12 protein-coding genes are annotated in these 15,270 nt (G+C 71.9%); 2 read left to right on the top strand and 10 right to left on the bottom strand.

Annotation, left to right across the window (positions count from 1 at the left end; translation table 11 throughout):
• Nucleotides 1-54: 54 nt before the first annotated feature.
• The 3 genes from ASC58_RS20825 to ASC58_RS20820 form a co-directional block, all read right to left on the bottom strand.
• The gene (locus ASC58_RS20825; RefSeq protein ID WP_082553462.1) at nucleotides 55-1,584 is read right to left on the bottom strand and encodes a lysophospholipid acyltransferase family protein; all 1,530 of its coding nucleotides are present in this window, start codon (nucleotides 1,582-1,584) and stop codon (nucleotides 55-57) included.
• Nucleotides 1,584-2,633 (bottom strand): NAD-dependent epimerase/dehydratase family protein, encoded by a 1,050-nt coding sequence (locus ASC58_RS19315; protein WP_056915612.1) that lies wholly within the window; start codon nucleotides 2,631-2,633, stop codon nucleotides 1,584-1,586. Before ASC58_RS19315 ends, ASC58_RS20825 begins: the two co-directional genes overlap by 1 nt.
• Nucleotides 2,634-2,881: 248 nt before the next feature.
• Nucleotides 2,882-2,980, bottom strand: coding sequence for a 30S ribosomal protein bS22 (locus tag ASC58_RS20820; RefSeq protein ID WP_003792170.1), 99 nt, complete (start codon nucleotides 2,978-2,980; stop codon nucleotides 2,882-2,884).
• Between the two features lie 244 nt (nucleotides 2,981-3,224).
• Between ASC58_RS20820 and ASC58_RS19310 the strand changes: the two genes are divergently transcribed.
• Nucleotides 3,225-6,473, top strand: coding sequence for a M36 family metallopeptidase (locus ASC58_RS19310; protein WP_235529327.1), 3,249 nt, complete (start codon nucleotides 3,225-3,227; stop codon nucleotides 6,471-6,473).
• Nucleotides 6,474-6,578: 105 nt separating this feature from the next.
• Here ASC58_RS19310 and ASC58_RS19305 read toward each other — a convergent pair whose 3' ends face one another.
• Both ASC58_RS19305 and ASC58_RS19300 read right to left on the bottom strand, forming a co-directional pair.
• Nucleotides 6,579-6,779: a helix-turn-helix domain-containing protein gene (locus ASC58_RS19305; RefSeq protein ID WP_056915613.1), complete on the bottom strand. Its 201-nt coding sequence runs from the start codon at nucleotides 6,777-6,779 to the stop codon at nucleotides 6,579-6,581.
• A gap of 180 nt (nucleotides 6,780-6,959) precedes the next feature.
• Nucleotides 6,960-8,156: an acetoin utilization protein AcuC gene (locus ASC58_RS19300; RefSeq protein ID WP_056920404.1), complete on the bottom strand. Its 1,197-nt coding sequence runs from the start codon at nucleotides 8,154-8,156 to the stop codon at nucleotides 6,960-6,962.
• Between the two features lie 107 nt (nucleotides 8,157-8,263).
• Here ASC58_RS19300 and ASC58_RS19295 point away from each other — a divergent pair, with 107 nt between their 5' ends.
• On the top strand, nucleotides 8,264-8,929 hold the full coding sequence (locus tag ASC58_RS19295) for a TrkA family potassium uptake protein (protein WP_056915615.1): 666 nt from the start codon (nucleotides 8,264-8,266) through the stop codon (nucleotides 8,927-8,929).
• 42 nt (nucleotides 8,930-8,971) lie between these two features.
• On the opposite strand, the gene ASC58_RS19290 is transcribed toward ASC58_RS19295, so the two are convergent.
• Genes ASC58_RS19290 through ASC58_RS19270 form a run of 5 tightly spaced genes read right to left on the bottom strand, consistent with a single transcriptional unit; the run spans nucleotide 8,972 to nucleotide 15,182 of the window.
• On the bottom strand, nucleotides 8,972-9,496 hold the full coding sequence (locus ASC58_RS19290; RefSeq protein WP_056915616.1) for a GNAT family N-acetyltransferase: 525 nt from the start codon (nucleotides 9,494-9,496) through the stop codon (nucleotides 8,972-8,974).
• A gap of 53 nt (nucleotides 9,497-9,549) precedes the next feature.
• Nucleotides 9,550-10,062, bottom strand: coding sequence for an N-acetyltransferase (locus ASC58_RS19285; protein ID WP_056920403.1), 513 nt, complete (start codon nucleotides 10,060-10,062; stop codon nucleotides 9,550-9,552).
• The gene (proC, locus tag ASC58_RS19280; RefSeq protein ID WP_056920402.1) at nucleotides 10,055-10,861 is read right to left on the bottom strand and encodes a pyrroline-5-carboxylate reductase; all 807 of its coding nucleotides are present in this window, start codon (nucleotides 10,859-10,861) and stop codon (nucleotides 10,055-10,057) included. The genes ASC58_RS19285 and proC overlap by 8 nt, the downstream gene beginning before the upstream one ends.
• Nucleotides 10,862-10,898: 37 nt before the next feature.
• Nucleotides 10,899-11,849, bottom strand: a complete 951-nt coding sequence (locus ASC58_RS19275) for a proline dehydrogenase family protein (RefSeq protein WP_200947873.1) — start codon at nucleotides 11,847-11,849, stop codon at nucleotides 10,899-10,901.
• Between the two features lie 54 nt (nucleotides 11,850-11,903).
• Entirely contained in the window at nucleotides 11,904-15,182 is a 3,279-nt protein-coding gene (locus ASC58_RS19270; protein ID WP_056920401.1) for a PKD domain-containing protein, read from the bottom strand.
• Nucleotides 15,183-15,270: the final 88 nt, after the last annotated feature.

Here is a 15,270-nt window from a genome sequence, read left to right as displayed (position 1 = left end):
ACGCCACGCACCTTCTCGCGCGCGCTGTGCAGGCGCCCTCCCGGTGCCAGTCGGTCAGAAGAAGACCGAGCGGCGCTGCATGAGCAGCGAGTACAGCGTCTGCTGGATCGTCTCGCGCACCTGGTCGGTGAGGTCGAAGACGAGCATGGGGTCGTCGGCCGCACCCGGTCCGAGGTCGGCGGTCTCCACCGGGCGCCCGAACTCGATGATCCACTTGCTCGGCAGCGGGATCAGCCCCAGCGGACCCAGCAGCGGCCACGTCGGCGTGATCGGCGCGTAGGGGGCGCCGAAGAGCCGGGCCACGGCCTTCATGTTGCCGATGATCGGGTAGATCTCCTCGGCCCCGACGATGGAGCACGGGATGATCGGCGCACCGGTGCGCAGCGCCGCCGAGACGAACCCGCCACGGCCGAAGCGCTGCAGCTTGTAGCGCTCGCTGAACGGCTTTCCGACCCCCTTGAAGCCTTCGGGCCAGACGCCGCACAGCTCGCCGTTGGACAGCAGCCGCTCCGCGTCGGGGTTCGCCGCGAGGGTCGACCCCGACTTCCTGGCGACCTGCCCGACGACGGGCGTCTGGAACACCAGGTCGGCGCCGAGCATGCGTAGGTGGCGGTGGGCCGGGTGCTCGTCGTGGACGGCGACCTGCGTCATCAGTGAGTCCATCGCGATGGTGCCCGAGTGGTTCGCGACCACGAGGCCGCCACCGGTCGCCGGGATGTTCTCGATGCCGCGCACCTCGACCCGGAACCACGACCGGTAGAGCGGGCGCAGCACGGGCAGGTAGAAGTGGCGGGTGAAGTCCTCGTCGAAACCGAACTCGTCCACCGCGTAGTCGCCGGTGATCCGCCGGCGCAGGTAGGACAGCATCGCGGCGAGGTGCCGCTCGACGTCATCGGGCGAGACCCCGGCGGCCTCGGCCGCCACCCGGATCGCGGCGATGCCGGCCGTGAGCAGCTCCTCCACCCCGGGCGCGACGCTGCGGGAGGTGCGGTCGGGGGTCGGCACGACGAGCTCCGGGGGCAGCACGACCTCGTCGGGCACGGCCTTGAGCACCCGGGTCGGGCGGGTCGCGCTGGACGCTGCCGACTTCTTGGCGGTCCGCGCCCTGACCGGTCGTCCGGTGCGGGCCCCGGACCGCGCCACCGCCTTGCGGCTCGGGACGGCCTTGGCGACCGGACGCGGCCGGTGCTTGCTCGCGCTCGACGCGGTCGCGGTGGCCCTGGGGGGAGCCGTCGGCTCGCTCGCGGTCGCGGGTGCGGGTGTCACCGCCGTCTCGGGGGCCGTGGTGCGGGTCGTTGCAGCGGGCGCCTGGATCAGGGGGGTGCTGCGGCGGCGCGCGCGCTCGCCCGAGGCACGAGCCGCCCCGGCGGCCAGGGCACCCCGGCGGGGCGCCGCCGTCTTCGCGGCGGACCTCGTGGACGCCGACGACCTCTTGGCGGCCGCGGACTTCGTGGTCGTGGACTTCCTGGCCGCGGACTTCCCGGCCGCCGTCTTCGCGGCGGACCTCGTGGTCGCCGCCGACCGCTTCGCGGCCGTGGTCCGCGTCGCCGCGGTGGCCTTCTTCGTGGGCTCGCTGGTCGCCATCAGTCGTTCCTCCCTGCCGCCCACACGTGACCGATCGCCGTCGCGGCAGAACCGGCCACACCGGACACGGCCGCCCCCAGGGCCGCCCCGCCGGGCAGGGCCGAGCCGATGCCGCGGACGTAGTCGGCAAAGGCCTCACGGGTGGTGAACGCGGGTTCGAACCCCAACACCTCGCGCATCCGGCGGGTGTCCAGACCTCGACCGTAGGCGAGGAACTGGATCTGGTCGCTGCTGAAGTCGGCCAGGCCCGAGCGCTTGACCAGGAGGCCGAACACCCCGGCAGCCGGCATCGGCACGGGGAGCACGGGACGCCCCGCCATGCCTGCCGCCTGCGTGACGGTGATGATGCCGTCGCCCGAGATGTTCGTGATGCCGGCGGCCGGGCCGGTCGTGGCCAGCAGCAGGGCGCCGACGGCGTCACGCTCGTGGACGAACTGCAGGCGCGCGTCATACCCGAACGGCACCGGCACGACGGGCAGGGCGAAGTAGTCGGTCAGGGAGGTGCGGATGCCAGGGCCGATGATGTTGGCGAACCGCAGCATGGAGATCTCGACGTCGGGCCGGCGCCGCGAGAACCCGCGCACGTACCCCTCGACCTCGACCGAGTCCTTGCCGAAACCGGCCCGGGGCAACGCCTTCGGGCCCATGTCCTCGGTGAACATCGCGGGGTCACGGGGGCTCGAACCGTAGACGGCTGCGGACGACTTCACGACGAGCCGGCGGATGCTCGGCGCCTTCTGGCACGCAGCGAGCAGCTGCATGGTGCCGATGACGTTGATCTCCTTCTGGGAGGTCCGTCCGCCGGCGTGCGTGGGCGTCGCGATGACGTTCATGTGGACGACGGTGTCGACCTCGGACTGCGCGATGATCTTGCCGATCATCGGGTTGCGGATGTCGGCCCGCACGAACTCCGCCCGACCGATGTCGTGCGGGGGCGGGATGACGTCGACGCCGATGACCCGGGAGACCGACGGGTCCTGGGTGAGCTGCCGGGCGAACTGGCCGCCGAGGTAGCGGGAGACGCCGGTCACGAGGACGACATCAGCCATGGCCACCTCCCCTGGATCTCGCAGTCACGAACTGGTGCGGTCACGAGCCGTCCCACTCCTCGCAGCCGATGCCACCCTATCCAGCCGGGCCCGTCCGTCGAGGGGTGCGTCCTCGTCGTGGACGCGGCGCTCGTCACACTCGGGGCGCCGCGAGGGGGCGTGGGCCCGCGGACCACCCGGCCCCCCGGCCGCGGACCGGACGGCGCGTCCGGGCAGAGCAAAGGCCCCCGCGCTGCGGGGGCCTTTGATCACTTCTTGTTGCGACGCTGGTGGCGGGTCTTGCGAAGCAGCTTGCGGTGCTTCTTCTTCGCCATCCGCTTGCGGCGCTTCTTGATGACAGAGCCCATGAGTGTCCTTGCGGTCGTGGTGTGTTGCCGGACGGGGCAACGAACCAACGCACCACGCCGAACAGTGGTGGCCACTCTAGCGGCCCGACACGTCCCACCCAAACTCGCCCTCTGCGCGACCCGTGGCGGGGATCCGACGCGACCACGACGGCAGTCCGCCACGCAGGCCGAGTAACCCCACGTCAGGGGCCTCGTTGACAGGGCGACCGGGTCACAGAGGACCCGCCCGTCCGCAGGAGATCCCGTGAAGACGTCCCGCACGCACTCGATCGCCATGGGGGTGTGCCTGCTGACCGCGGCCGCCACCGCCCTCCCCCTCTCCTCCGCGGCGGGCGCCCCCGCCGCCGTCCCCGACGCCGTCGGCTCGCCGGCGCTGCCGGCACTCGGCGACACCGTCGACGCGCTCGCCAGGACGCTCGACACCCGGGCCGTGGCCCGTCCCGTCGTCCCGACCACCGCCGCGAAGAACGCGTTGAGCGCGCTGCTCGCCCGCAGCGGCGCCGGTGCGCGTGCGACCTGGGACGAACGCTTCGGGACCCTGCGGTCCCTGCGCGGGTCGCAGCCGCTGACGGCGCCCGCCACCGGGTCCGCCGTCGCCGTGGCCCGCGGCTGGGTGCGGTCCAACGCTGCGGCGTTCGGGCTCACCGCCGGCCAGGTCGACGGCCTCGCGGTCGTGCGCGACCACACGCTCCCCGGCACGGGGACGCACGTCGTGGACCTCGTGCAGACCACCGCCGGGGTGGCCGCCGCCCGGGGCGGTCGGCTCAACATCGCGGTCACCCAGGACGGTCGGGTCCTCTCGTATGCCGGCGACCCCACCCCCGGCGCGACCCTCACGGGCGGCTGGGTGCTGGGTGAGACCGGCGCCCTGCTGCGGACCGCCGGCGTCCTCGCACCCGGGACCGCCTTCACGCCGAAGGCGGACGGCAGGCAGGCCGGGTACACCACCTTCGCCCGGGGACCGTTCGGCGGGCCGTCGTACGTCAAGAAGGTCACGTTCGGCACCAAGGCCGGCCCCGTCGCGGCATACAAGGTGTACTTCCTCAAGAGCACGGCGCAGGCCTGGGAGGTCGTCGTCGACGGCACCACGGGTCGGATCCTCTACCGCACCAGCGTCGTCCAGCACGCGGAGGACCCCCAGGGCACGGTGTACGACAACCACCCGGGGGCCGCGAAGGGCGGCACGCCCCGACAGCAGTCGTTCGGGCCGACGGCCCAGTCCCCCAAGGGCTGGGTGGACCCGACAGGACTCGTCGGCACCGGTGTGACGACGTACGGCAACAACGCCGACACCTACGCCAACTGGTCGAACTTCCTTGCGCCTGTTGACAATGCGCCCCGGCCGGTCGCTCCGACGGGCAACTTCAGCTACACCTACACGAACCAGTGGGCGGCGACCAAGGGCCAGACGACTCCCCCGTCGTACGCCCAGGACCTCAACCCCGCCGCGACCAACTTGTTCTTCCAGCACAACCGGATCCACGACGAGTACTACGCGCTCGGCTTCACCGAGACCGCGGGCAACTTCCAGCTCGACAACGGCAGCAACGGGGGCATGGGCGGCGATGCGATCCGCGGCCTCGTCCAGGCCGGCGCCGCCTCCGGTGGCAGCCCCACCTACACCGGTCGGGACAACGCCTACATGCTCACGCTCGACGACGGCATCCCGCCGTGGAGCGGGATGTTCCTCTGGGAGCCGATCGACGACGCGTTCGAGGGGCCCTACCGCGACGGCTCGTTCGACATGAGCGTCATCCAGCACGAGTACACCCACGGCCTGTCGACGCGGTACGTCGCGGGTGGCAGTGCGCTCGGTTCGCAGCAGGCCGGGTCGATGGGTGAGGGCTGGTCCGACTGGTACGCGCTCAACCACGGGTTCAACGCCGGCCTGCTCACCAAGCCGATCGTCGGCGACTACGTGACCGGCAACGCGACCCGCGGCATCCGCAACTGGAACTACGACCAGAACCCCACCACGTTCGGCGACATCGGCTACGACCTCACCGGGCCCGAGGTGCACGCCGACGGTGAGATCTGGACGGCCACGCTGTGGGACCTGCGCAAGGCTCTCGTGGCCCGCTACGGCGCGGCCAAGGGTGCGGACGTGGCGGCCCGGCTCGTGACCGACGGCATGCCGCTGACCGCACCGGACCCGTCCTTCCTCGACGCCCGCGACGGCATCCTGTCCGCCGACCTCGACCGCTTCCACGGCGCCAACACCGACCTCATCTGGTCGGTCTTCGCCAAGCGTGGCGCCGGCGCCTCGGCCAGGAGCATCACGGGCGACGACACCGACCCGACCCCCGGCTTCGACCACCCGGCCGCGGCGCGCAACGGCACGGTCGCCCTGACCGTCCTCAACGCCACGACCGGCAAGGCCGTCCCGAACGCCAAGGTCATCCTCGGTCGCTTCGAGGCGCGGGTGAGCCCGCTCGGCCGGACCGGCTCCACCGGCGGCTTCTCCGTCAAGGCCGTCGCCGGCACCTACCCGCTGACCCTCCAGGCCCCCGGGTTCGGCGTGCAGACGATCGACGGGTTCGCCGTCGCTGCGGGCAGGAACGCGGCCCGCACCATCAAGCTGGCCCCCAACCTCGCCTCCACTTCGGCGGGTGCCACGGTGGTGAGCGCGTCCAGCCAGGACGACGGTGCACCGGCGAAGTTCGCCTTCGACGACACCGCGGCGTCGGTCTGGGCGACCAAGGCGGGCACGACGCCGTACAACCAGGGACCGGACCAGCGGGTGACCGTGAAGCTCGCGGCTCCCGCCACGGTGAGCAGCGTGCGCGTCAGCGCGTTCAAGGCCACCAACGCCTCGCGGTTCAGCGCCCTGAAGGGCTTCACCGTGCAGACCTCGACCGACGGGGTCACCTGGACGACGGCCCGCACCGGTGCCTTCGCGTATGCCGCGCCGCGGCCCACGGCGCCCGACCTCAACTTCACGACGTTCGCGTTGTCGACGCCGGTGAAGGCGGGGTACGTGCGGTTCTTCGTCGACTCGGTGCAGGGCAACACCGCCACCCAGGCGCAGGTCGCCGACATCGAGGTGTTCGGGTCGGGGGCGGTCGTCCAGAACGGCTCGGTCACCCCTGACAAGCCCTTCACGGACTCCGGCACCATCACCGCCCCGAACCCCGCCGCGGGTGACGCCACCGGGCTGCAGAACGTCTTCGGGGTCACGGGCACGGAGATGAACACCGCCTGCACGTTCCCGCCGGCCAGCCAGGGGGTGGACGGCTGGGTGAGCAAGTTCCCGGCCGGGTTCTCCGACGGGCTGCACTCGGTGTCGGTCAAGGGCACGAGCGACGCGGACGCCACGGTCGGGCACGACCTCGACCTGTACTTCCTCGACAGCTCCTGCCAGCCCACCGGGTCGGTCGCGACCGCGGCCGGCGACGAGTCGGCGGTCATCCCACCCGGCTCGGTCTACCTGGTGACGCAGCTCTACACCGGCGCGAACGTCAAGGTGGCGGTCACCGCGGTCGACAACCGCTGACGGGGCGTCCCTGCGGGGCGGCGACCAGGCGGCCGCGACGCACAGCGAGGGCGGACCGGGACTCCTCGTCCCGGTCCGCCCTCGCTGTCTGCTGCAGCCGACCGATCAGGCGGTGTCGACGTACGAAGTGCGCAGGTACTTGTGCACGGCATCCTCCGGGACCCGGAAGGACCGACCGACGCGGATGGCGGGAAGCTCACCTGCGTGCACCATGCGGTACACCGTCATCTTCGACACGCGCATGATCGAGGCCACCTCGGCGACGGTCAGGAACCGCACCTCGGCGAGCTGTCGCTCGTTGGACATGTGAACCTCGATCTTCTACACGCGCGCATCGCCGGCTTCCCCTCCGGCGGACCTCTACGCTCGTGCAAGGGGAACTGTAGGGGCTGATGTGACTCATGGGGAAGTCAATGTGAAAACTAAATCCCCACTGTCCAGTCGACACGCCGTACGGATGGAACAGATCGCCCGAACGGACCGCCCTCAGTCGAACCAGACATCGAGGCCGTGGAGGGGAAAGACGGCCTGGCGCGTGGCCATCACCGCCCGGTCCACCTCGCTGTGCGGGTTGTAGCCCATGTCCCAGGGCTGGTGCCAGATCGGCCCCTCGGCGGGGTCGAGGTCGCCCATCCGGCGTGGGCCCTCACGCCCGAGCAGGGTGCGCACGTGGTCGAGCCAGCCCTCCGGGACGGCTTCGGTGAGCGGCACCGGCCGGTGCGCCGCGATCGCCGTGAGGTGGGTCCACGACCGCGGGACGACGTCGACGATCTCGTAGCCGCCACCGCCGAGGGCGACCCAGCGCCCCCGGCAGACCTCGTGCGACAACCGGTGCAGGGCGTCGGCGGCCGCCCGCTGGGCGTCGACCGACAGGGAGAGGTGGGCCAGCGGGTCCTGCGCGTGGGTGTCGCACCCGTGCTGGGTTACGAGGACGTCGGGCTTGAAGGCCCGCACCAGCGGCAGCGCCGTCGAGTGCAGGGCACGCAGCCAGGCGGAGTCGCCGGTGCCGGGAGGGAGGGCGATGTTGACGGCATCGCCCTGCGCCGCGGGGCCGCCGATGTCGCCGGCGAAGCCGGTGCCGGGGAACAGCGCCCGCCCGGACTCGTGCAGGGAGATGGTGAGGACGCGCGGGTCGTCCCAGAAGGCCCGCTCCACGCCGTCACCGTGGTGGACGTCGACGTCCACGTAGGCGACGCGCTCGGCGCCGTGGTCGAGCAGCCACTGGATGCCGACGGCGATGTCGTTGTAGATGCAGAAGCCGGCGGCGTTCCCCGGCATGGCGTGGTGCATGCCGCCGCAGAAGTTGACTCCGTGCTCGGCGCGGCCCTCCCACACGTCGGCACACACGGCCCTGGTGCCCTCGGCGACCCGCGCGCTTGCCTCGTGCATACCGACGAAGGCGGGGTCGTCCTCCGTGCCCAGGCCGAAGGCCGGGTCGGCGACCGCGGGGTCGAGCGAGGCGGCCCGCACCGCGGCGATGTAGTCGACGTCGTGGACGGTCTCGAGGACCTCGTCGTCCGGGACCTCGGGGCTGAAGACGTCGACCCCGTCCCCGTCGAAGACCCCCAGCGCGTCGCAGAGCCGCGCGGTCAGGTCGAGACGGACCGGGCTCATCGGATGACCCGGCCCGAAGTCGTAGGCGGTGAAGCCGGGGTCCCAGACCACCCGCACCTGTGAGGGCATGCGGGAACGCTACCCGTGCGTAGCCTCCGGTGGACAGCACGGTCCCACCAGCAGGGACGCGGTAGCGTGGCCTGCTCACGTCGACGACGCCACGGAGGGCTGCTCAGGTGGGTAAGAAGCTGTACGAGGACGACGTCCTCGTCATCGGGCTCGGGCGCTTCGGCGGCTCGGTCGCCGTCGAGCTGCAGCGGCTCGGGCACCACGTCGTCGCCGTCGAGCGGGACCACGAGCTGGCCGAGACGTTCCTCGGCAAGGTGACCAAGATCGTCCAGGCCGACGCCAGCCAGCCGCAGTCCATGGCGCACCTCAAGGCGCGCAGCTTCAAGCTCGCGGTGGTGGGCATCGGTTCCTCGGTTGAGGCCTCGGTGCTCTGCGCGATGAACCTCGTGGACGCGGGGATCCCCACCATCTGGGCCAAGTCGCTGAGCCCCGAGCACGCGCGGATCCTCGAGCGGATCGGTGTGCACCACGTCATCTCGCCCGAGGCCGAGAGCGGCCGCCGCGTCGCGCACCTGCTCAACGGCAAGCTGATGGACTACATCGAGTTCGACGACGGCTTCGCCATCGTCAAGATGAAGCCGCCGCAGGAGGCCATCGGCTTCACGTTGGCGCAGAGCCAGATCCGCAGCAAGTACGGCGTCACGGTCGTGGGCGTCAAGGCACCCGAGCAGGACTTCACGTATGCCGTGCCGGAGACCAAGGTCACCGCGCACGACACGCTCATCGTCAGTGGTCCGACGGACCTGCTGGACCGGCTGGCCTCCCGCCCCTGACGGTCAGGGAAGGCGCCGACGCACCACGGTGCGCCACCTGCGTCAGAGCGAGGGGGTCCCGCGGTCCTCGCCGAGCGGCAGCACCATGGCGACCTCGTCCTCCTCGTCCTCACCCTGCTGGACCCGCATGGGACGGCGGCTGTCCGTCGGGCGGAACCCGGCGCCGCTGGCGAAGGCGACCGCGCGGCCGTTGTCCGAACCGACCCAGTAGGCGAGGTGGCTGCGTCCCTGCGCGCGCGCCTCGTCGGCGCCGGCCTGGACCAGCTGGGTGGCGACCCCGGTCCCCCGGGCCGCGGGGGTGACCCACAGCCCGAAGAGCTCGGCCACGCGGTCGTTGCCCTCCTGGGCCTGCCCCACGCTGACGACCCCGACCGTCTGACCCTCGACCTCGGCCAGCAGCCGCTGCGAGCGGCGCAGCCGGGTGCGCCAGAAGTCCTCGTCGTAGCCGCGTTCCTCGTCCAGGGAGGCCGCGAAGGCCTCCGGGGACTCCTCGAGAGCACTGAGGCGAGCAGTCTTGTACTGCTCCCACTCGTCCTCGCCCAGCCGGCGCACGGAGATCTCGCTCATGCGGACACTCTCGCACGACGGGAGCGGTTTGGTGGGGCGAGGTCACCCAGAGTTCACCGTGAGGCGTCTGTGCGCCTCCTGAGAAGGTGCTCCATCTCGAACTCGCCCACCCCCGGGTAGTGCGGCAGCTCGCCGGTCCGTCCCGTGCGGACGAACCCGACCCGCTCGTAGAAGGCAGCGGCCCGGGGGTTCTCTTCGGCGACGTCGAGGGTGACCCGGCGCAGCCCCAGCCCGGTCGCGTGCGCGAGCAGCGCCTCGACGAGGCCGTCCGCGACCCCCGTCCCTCGGGCGTGCGCCGCGACCCACATCGCCACGAGGCAGGCCTCGTCGGCGGGACGGTCCGGCACCGCCCACAGCGTCACGGTCCCCACCGGCAGGTCGCCGTGGAGAGCCAGCCAGGCCGCGCCGTCCCTGACCCGGTCGTGCCAGACCTGGTCGTCGAAGGCGATCTCGCGGGCGAAGGTGCTCCCGTAGGCACGAGGTTGGTCCAGGAGCATGGCGAAGCGCACCGCGCGGTGCACCTGCCAGTGCTCCGGGAGCACCTTGCGGATGGTCAGGTCACTCATGCCCGGAGGCGAGCTCGTGCGAACGGTTCGCGGCCGCCTCCATCGCCGTGATGAACGCGGCGCGCACCTTGTGGTCGTCCAGCTGGCGCAGGGCTGCCGCGGTCGTGCCGCCCGGGGAGGTGACCTGCTCGCGCAGCACCGTCGGGTGCTGGCCGGTCTCGCGCATCATGGTTGCGGCGCCGAACAACGTCTGGACGACCAGCTCCGTGGCCGTCGGCCGCGGCAGGCCCAGCACCACGCCGGCCTCGATCATCGCCTCGACCACGTAGAAGATGTAGGCGGGGCCGGAGCCGCTGATGGCGGTGACCGCGTCCTGGTGCTTCTCGGCGACCTGGACCACCCGCCCGCAGGAGCGCAGCAGCTCGGCCGCCTCCTCGAGGTGGACGGCGTCGGCGCTGCGTCCGGGGCTCACCGCGGCCATGCCCTGGTCGACCAGCGCCGGGGTGTTGGGCATGACGCGGACCACGGCCACCCCAGCGGGGAGCCGGCTCTCCAGCCAGGCCGTGGGGATGCCCGCGGCGAGGCTCACGACGAGGTTGCCCGCCGAGACGTGGTCGCTGATCTCCTCGACGAGCTGGCCCATGTCCTGCGGCTTCACCACGAGGACGATGGTGTCGGCGGCCTCCGCGGCCTCGGTGTTGGACAGCGCGCGCACGCCGTACTGCGCCGCGAGCTCCTCGGCCCGCCCGGGGCGTCGCGCAGTGACCACGAGGTCATCGGCCGGTCGGCCGGACCTGATCAACCCGGAGAGCAGCGTCTCCCCCATCGTGCCGGCACCGAGGATCGCGACAGTTCCCATGGGGGCAGTCTGTCAGCCGCGCAGGCGCTCGGGCGCGTCAGTTCTTCGAGGCGAGACCGCGCAGGAAGAACATGGTGTTGGCGGGACGCTCGGCCATGCGGCGCATGAGGTAGCCGTACCACTCCTCGCCGTAGGGGATGTAGACGCGCATCTGGTTGCCGCGGTCGGCGATGCGCTTCTGCTCCTCGGGGCGGATCCCGTAGAGCATCTGGTACTCGAAGGAGTCGGCGTCGCGGTGGTGGTGGGCCGCGAGCGCGCCCGCGATCTCGATGAGCCGTGGGTCGTGGCTGGCCACCATGGGGTAGCCGTCGCCCGCCATGAGGATCTTCAGGCAGCGCACGTAGTTCTGGTCCACGTCGGCCGACGACTGGTGCGCGACCGACTCGGGCTCCTTGTAGGCGCCCTTGCAGAGCCGGACCCGGCTCCCCTCGTGCGCGAGGTCGCGGCAGTCACCCTCGCTGCGCCTGAGGTACGACTGGATGACGGCGCCCACCCACGGGAAGTCCTGGCGCAGCTCGCGCAGGGACTCCAGCGTGGCGTCGGTGGTCGTGTGGTCCTCCATGTCGAGGGTCACGGTGGTGCCGGCGTTCGCGGCCGCCTGGCAGATCTCGCGCGCATGGTCGAGGGCGATCTTGTGGCCGTCGCCCGGAAGGTACTGGCCGAGCGCGGAGAGCTTGAGGCTCACCTCGCCCATCCCGTGCTGGGAGAGGTCCGCGTCGGCGAGCGCCTTGAGCAGCTCGAGGTAGTGGTCACGCGTGCGGATCGCCTGCGTGAGGTCGGTCGTGTCCTCGCCCAGGTAGTCGATCGTCGCGAGCCGGTTGGTGGCCCGCAGCTCCGCGACGGCGGCCACGGCGTCCGCGGTGGCGTCACCGGGGACGAACCGCCGGACGACGCTGCGGCTGACCGGCGCCTTCTCGATGGTCTGGCGGACCGTTCCGCTCTTGGAGAGCTGGAGCAGGGAGTTGCGCAGCAGGTCACTGGCGTCCACAGGGGTCCTTCCGACGACGATGTGGGGGCCCGGAGGCCGCCCACAAGGCTAACGTCAGGGCGCGGTGGCGACGAAAGAGGGCAGCCCGAGGGTGATGGGACCGTTCGTGGCGGAACCGGACAGGTAGGCGTAGACGCCGACCGCGCCGGGCGACTGGAGGGAGGCCGTGGCGTCCGTGGAGGAGACCGTCCAGGCCGCCGGCTCGGCGGTCCCGGACCGCCACACCTTCCCGGTCAGGGTCGTCGGGTTCGTGCCGGAGGCGACCAGCCGCAGGTCGAGGCTGTCGCCGGCCGCCACGACGAGCCCCGTCAGCGGCGCCGTCGCGAGGACCGTCTCCACTCCCCCCACCGTGCGCGCGAGGTATGCCGTGGTGTCGGTCGCGGTGACCCGCACCTTGAGCCGGTAGTCGGAGGTGCCTGCCCGCCGCGCCACGACGGAGGCGAAGACGCCACCACCGGTGGTCGCCTTGTCGAACCGCATCGCCGTCCGGACGTCGGCGCCGACCGCCGAGGTGGAACCCAGGTAGGCCGAGGGCCCGCTGCCCGCGGCGAGCTGCATCGTGGCGCTGCCACCCGAGACCGAGAAGTTGGTCGCGGCCGTCGTCAGCGTCCAGGCACCGCCCGTGGCCGCCGAGCCCCAGCCGCCGGTCACGGTGCGCTCGAAGTCGTCAGCGGCGATGACGGCGGGGTCGGCCACGACGACCTGGCTGCTGGTCGTCCCCGTCGCCCCGGCGTCGTCGGTGACGGTGAGGGTGACCGTGTAGGTGCCGGGCGCGGCATACGTCCGGCTGGCAGTCACGCCGGTGGCGGTGGCACCGTCGCCGAAGGTCCACACCCAGCTCGTGACCGAGCCGTCGGGGTCGCTCGAGCCGGAGCCGTCGAAGGTGGCGGTCAGGCCGGTCGCACCGGAGGTGAAGGACGCGGTGGGGGGCTGGTTGCCGCCGCCACCGCCGTTGCGCAGGGCGTACTGCGCCTGCACCTGCGCCTGGGTCAGGGCCGTCGGGTACACCGCGAACTCGTCGACGTTGCCGACGAAGTTGCGCGAGGTGGGGACGTTCGGCCACGGGGGCGTGGCGCCGGCCATGGTGAACCAGTCGCCGCCCACCCGCCAGTAGCCGAGGTAGGCCTCCCCCGCGGTGGTGTCGGCACGCTGGCCGACGAGGGCACCGTCGACGTAGAGCCGCATGCCGGCCGCCCCCATCGTCGCGGAGAGCATGTGCCACTGGTTGTTGTTGTAGGCGGCCGCGCTCGTGACGACCCGGGTCGAGTTGTCCTGGGCGCGGACGCCGAAGTTGACCCGTCCGGCGTTGTCCATCCAGAGCTGGCGGTCGCGGTGGTCGGAGTCGCCGAACTGCTGGTCGCCGAAACCGAAGATGCGTCCGCCGCGGGTGCTCGTGGTGCGCACCCAGGCCTGGATCGTGAAGGTGTCCGGGGCCGTCTCGGTGCCGAGTGCGTAGACCCGGCTCCAGTCGTTGTCGGTGAGCTGGGCGGCGGTGTCACCGACGATGGCTCCCGGCTGGTTCCAGTTGATCCCGGTGTTGCCCCGGCCGTCGGTGACGCCGACGCCGGGGCTGGCCGTGGTGCCCGCTGCCCGGTCGCTGACCTGGAGTCCGGAGGTCTCGTTCATCGGCCAGTAGAGGCGCGCACCCGCGGCCCGGACCGCCTGCGCGTAGGCCGTGCTCGTCGGCGAGGTCGTCGGCATGGTCACGCCCACGCTGGCGCCGTAGACGGTGTTGCCGTCGTCGTCGTTCGCGACCAGCTGGTACGTGTAGGTCGCTCCCGGCGTCAGCCCGGTGTCCACGAACCCGAGCGCGGGGGTGTTCCACCAGTTCGAGCTGCTCGACGTCGTGTACCGCGGGGCGCCGAACGCACCGTTGCGGATGACCCGGTAGGCGAGGGCCAGGTCGTCACGGTCGTAGCCGGCCGTCCAGCTGACCCGCAGGGTGGATGACGACGTGGGAACCAGCCGCGGCGTGAACACCCCGGTGGCGAAGAGCGGGCCCTGCTTCGCGGGGGCGATCGGCTTGCGGGCGAAGCGCACCAGCCCCTGCTGGCCGACGCCGTTGACGGTCGGGAACTCGCCGCCGTAGAGGACGTAGTCCGCGTTGCCCGTGACGTTCCACCCCGCCTGGAACTGGCCCGTGTAGGTCCCCATGGTCATGTCCGGGAGCCAGGTCACGATGGACGGAGTCCGCGCCTTGCCCCGCCATTCGGGGTACCCCAGGGCGTCGGTGAGGATGTCGCCCTGTGCCGTGTCCGTCCACGCCATGGCGTGCAGGAAGCGCCACTGCTCGTACTGCGGCATCCCGCCGCCCTGGGTGCCGCAGTAGTGCGAGTGCTCGGCGGCGTAGACGATGCCGTTGGCCGTGAACACCGAGTAGTTGTCGCCGTGGCAGTCGGTCACCCATTCCAGGGTGGACGTGGTCACCGGGACCTTGAACGTGCCCTCGAGGTTGCCGCCCGGACCGAAGGCCCACGTCGTGCCGTAGACGAACGACCCCTGCACCCGGAGGCTGCTCACCCCGGCGTCCACCCCGGCGTTCCGGACGGCCGGGTGCCAGGTCGGGTCGAGGACGCCGTTGACGGCCCCGATCTTGGCCAGCCCGTATGCCGCCTGCCCACCGACGTTCTGGAACGAGCCACCCGCGAAGACCCACTGCCCGTCCTCGGAGACCGTGACCGCCCAGACCGTGTAGTCGGCACCGGGGTCCCAGGGCAGCACCGCGCCGTCGGAGACGCGGAAGGCGGCCAGGTTGTTGCGCAGCTGACCGTTGCCGAGCCCCGCGAAACCGCCGCCGACGTAGACGGTGTCGGCGGTCACCGCCACGGACCGCGCCTGGGAGTTCACGCCGGTGGGGTTGAACGCCGTCACGAGCGCACCGGTGGCGGGGTCGAGCGCTGCGACCCGTCGACGGGCCTGCCCGTTGACGGCGGTGAAGTCGCCGACGACGTAGAGGCGGCTGCCGTCGGGGGCCGCGGCGACGGACAGCACCTGGGCGTTGAGGGCCGGGGCGAAATCCGCCACCAGCTGGCCGGTGGTGAGGTCGTAGGCCAGGAGGTTGCTGCGGGGGACGAGGTTGGTGCCGGGCGCCGCGCCGGGTGGTCTGGCGTTGGCGAACGAGCCGCCGGCGTAGACGGTGTTGCCGATGATGACCTGGGACCAGACGACACCGTCGACCTGCACGGTCGGCAGTGCGTCGGCCGTGACCGAGCTCGCCGGCGCGGGGACGACCGGGGCGGGGGCCGCGCCGGCGGGTGTCCCTGCCGCGACGAGGAGCCCGAGCGCCAGCCCGAGGGCGGCCAGGGAGGCGGTGAGCCTGCGGGTCGGCACCATGAGGGAACCTCGGATCCGGTGTGCGGACGCCAGGTCGCGTCGGGCCTCCCCTGCGAGACGCGTCGTGCGCTGTCGGACACGACCACGC

Origin of the sequence: Phycicoccus sp. Root101 (genome assembly GCF_001426245.1) — a bacterium.
Classification (GTDB): Bacteria; Actinomycetota; Actinomycetes; order Actinomycetales; family Dermatophilaceae; genus Pedococcus.
Note: the sequence above shows the minus strand (reverse complement) of the source record. Positions and strands in the feature narration are given on the sequence as shown.

Excerpts from the sequence above, each read along its gene's own strand:
- ASC58_RS19290 (WP_056915616.1), bottom strand. The coding sequence starts at position 9,496 with ATGAGCGAGATCTCCGTGCGCCGGCTGGGCGAGGACGAGTGGGAGCAG.
- ASC58_RS19315 (WP_056915612.1), bottom strand. The coding sequence starts at position 2,633 with ATGGCTGATGTCGTCCTCGTGACCGGCGTCTCCCGCTACCTCGGCGGC.
- ASC58_RS20820 (WP_003792170.1), bottom strand. The coding sequence starts at position 2,980 with ATGGGCTCTGTCATCAAGAAGCGCCGCAAGCGGATGGCGAAGAAGAAG.
- ASC58_RS20825 (WP_082553462.1), bottom strand. The coding sequence starts at position 1,584 with ATGGCGACCAGCGAGCCCACGAAGAAGGCCACCGCGGCGACGCGGACC.
- ASC58_RS19270 (WP_056920401.1), bottom strand. The coding sequence starts at position 15,182 with ATGGTGCCGACCCGCAGGCTCACCGCCTCCCTGGCCGCCCTCGGGCTG.
- ASC58_RS19305 (WP_056915613.1), bottom strand. The coding sequence starts at position 6,779 with ATGTCCAACGAGCGACAGCTCGCCGAGGTGCGGTTCCTGACCGTCGCC.
- proC (WP_056920402.1), bottom strand. The coding sequence starts at position 10,861 with ATGGGAACTGTCGCGATCCTCGGTGCCGGCACGATGGGGGAGACGCTG.
- ASC58_RS19300 (WP_056920404.1), bottom strand. The coding sequence starts at position 8,156 with ATGCCCTCACAGGTGCGGGTGGTCTGGGACCCCGGCTTCACCGCCTAC.
- ASC58_RS19285 (WP_056920403.1), bottom strand. The coding sequence starts at position 10,062 with ATGAGTGACCTGACCATCCGCAAGGTGCTCCCGGAGCACTGGCAGGTG.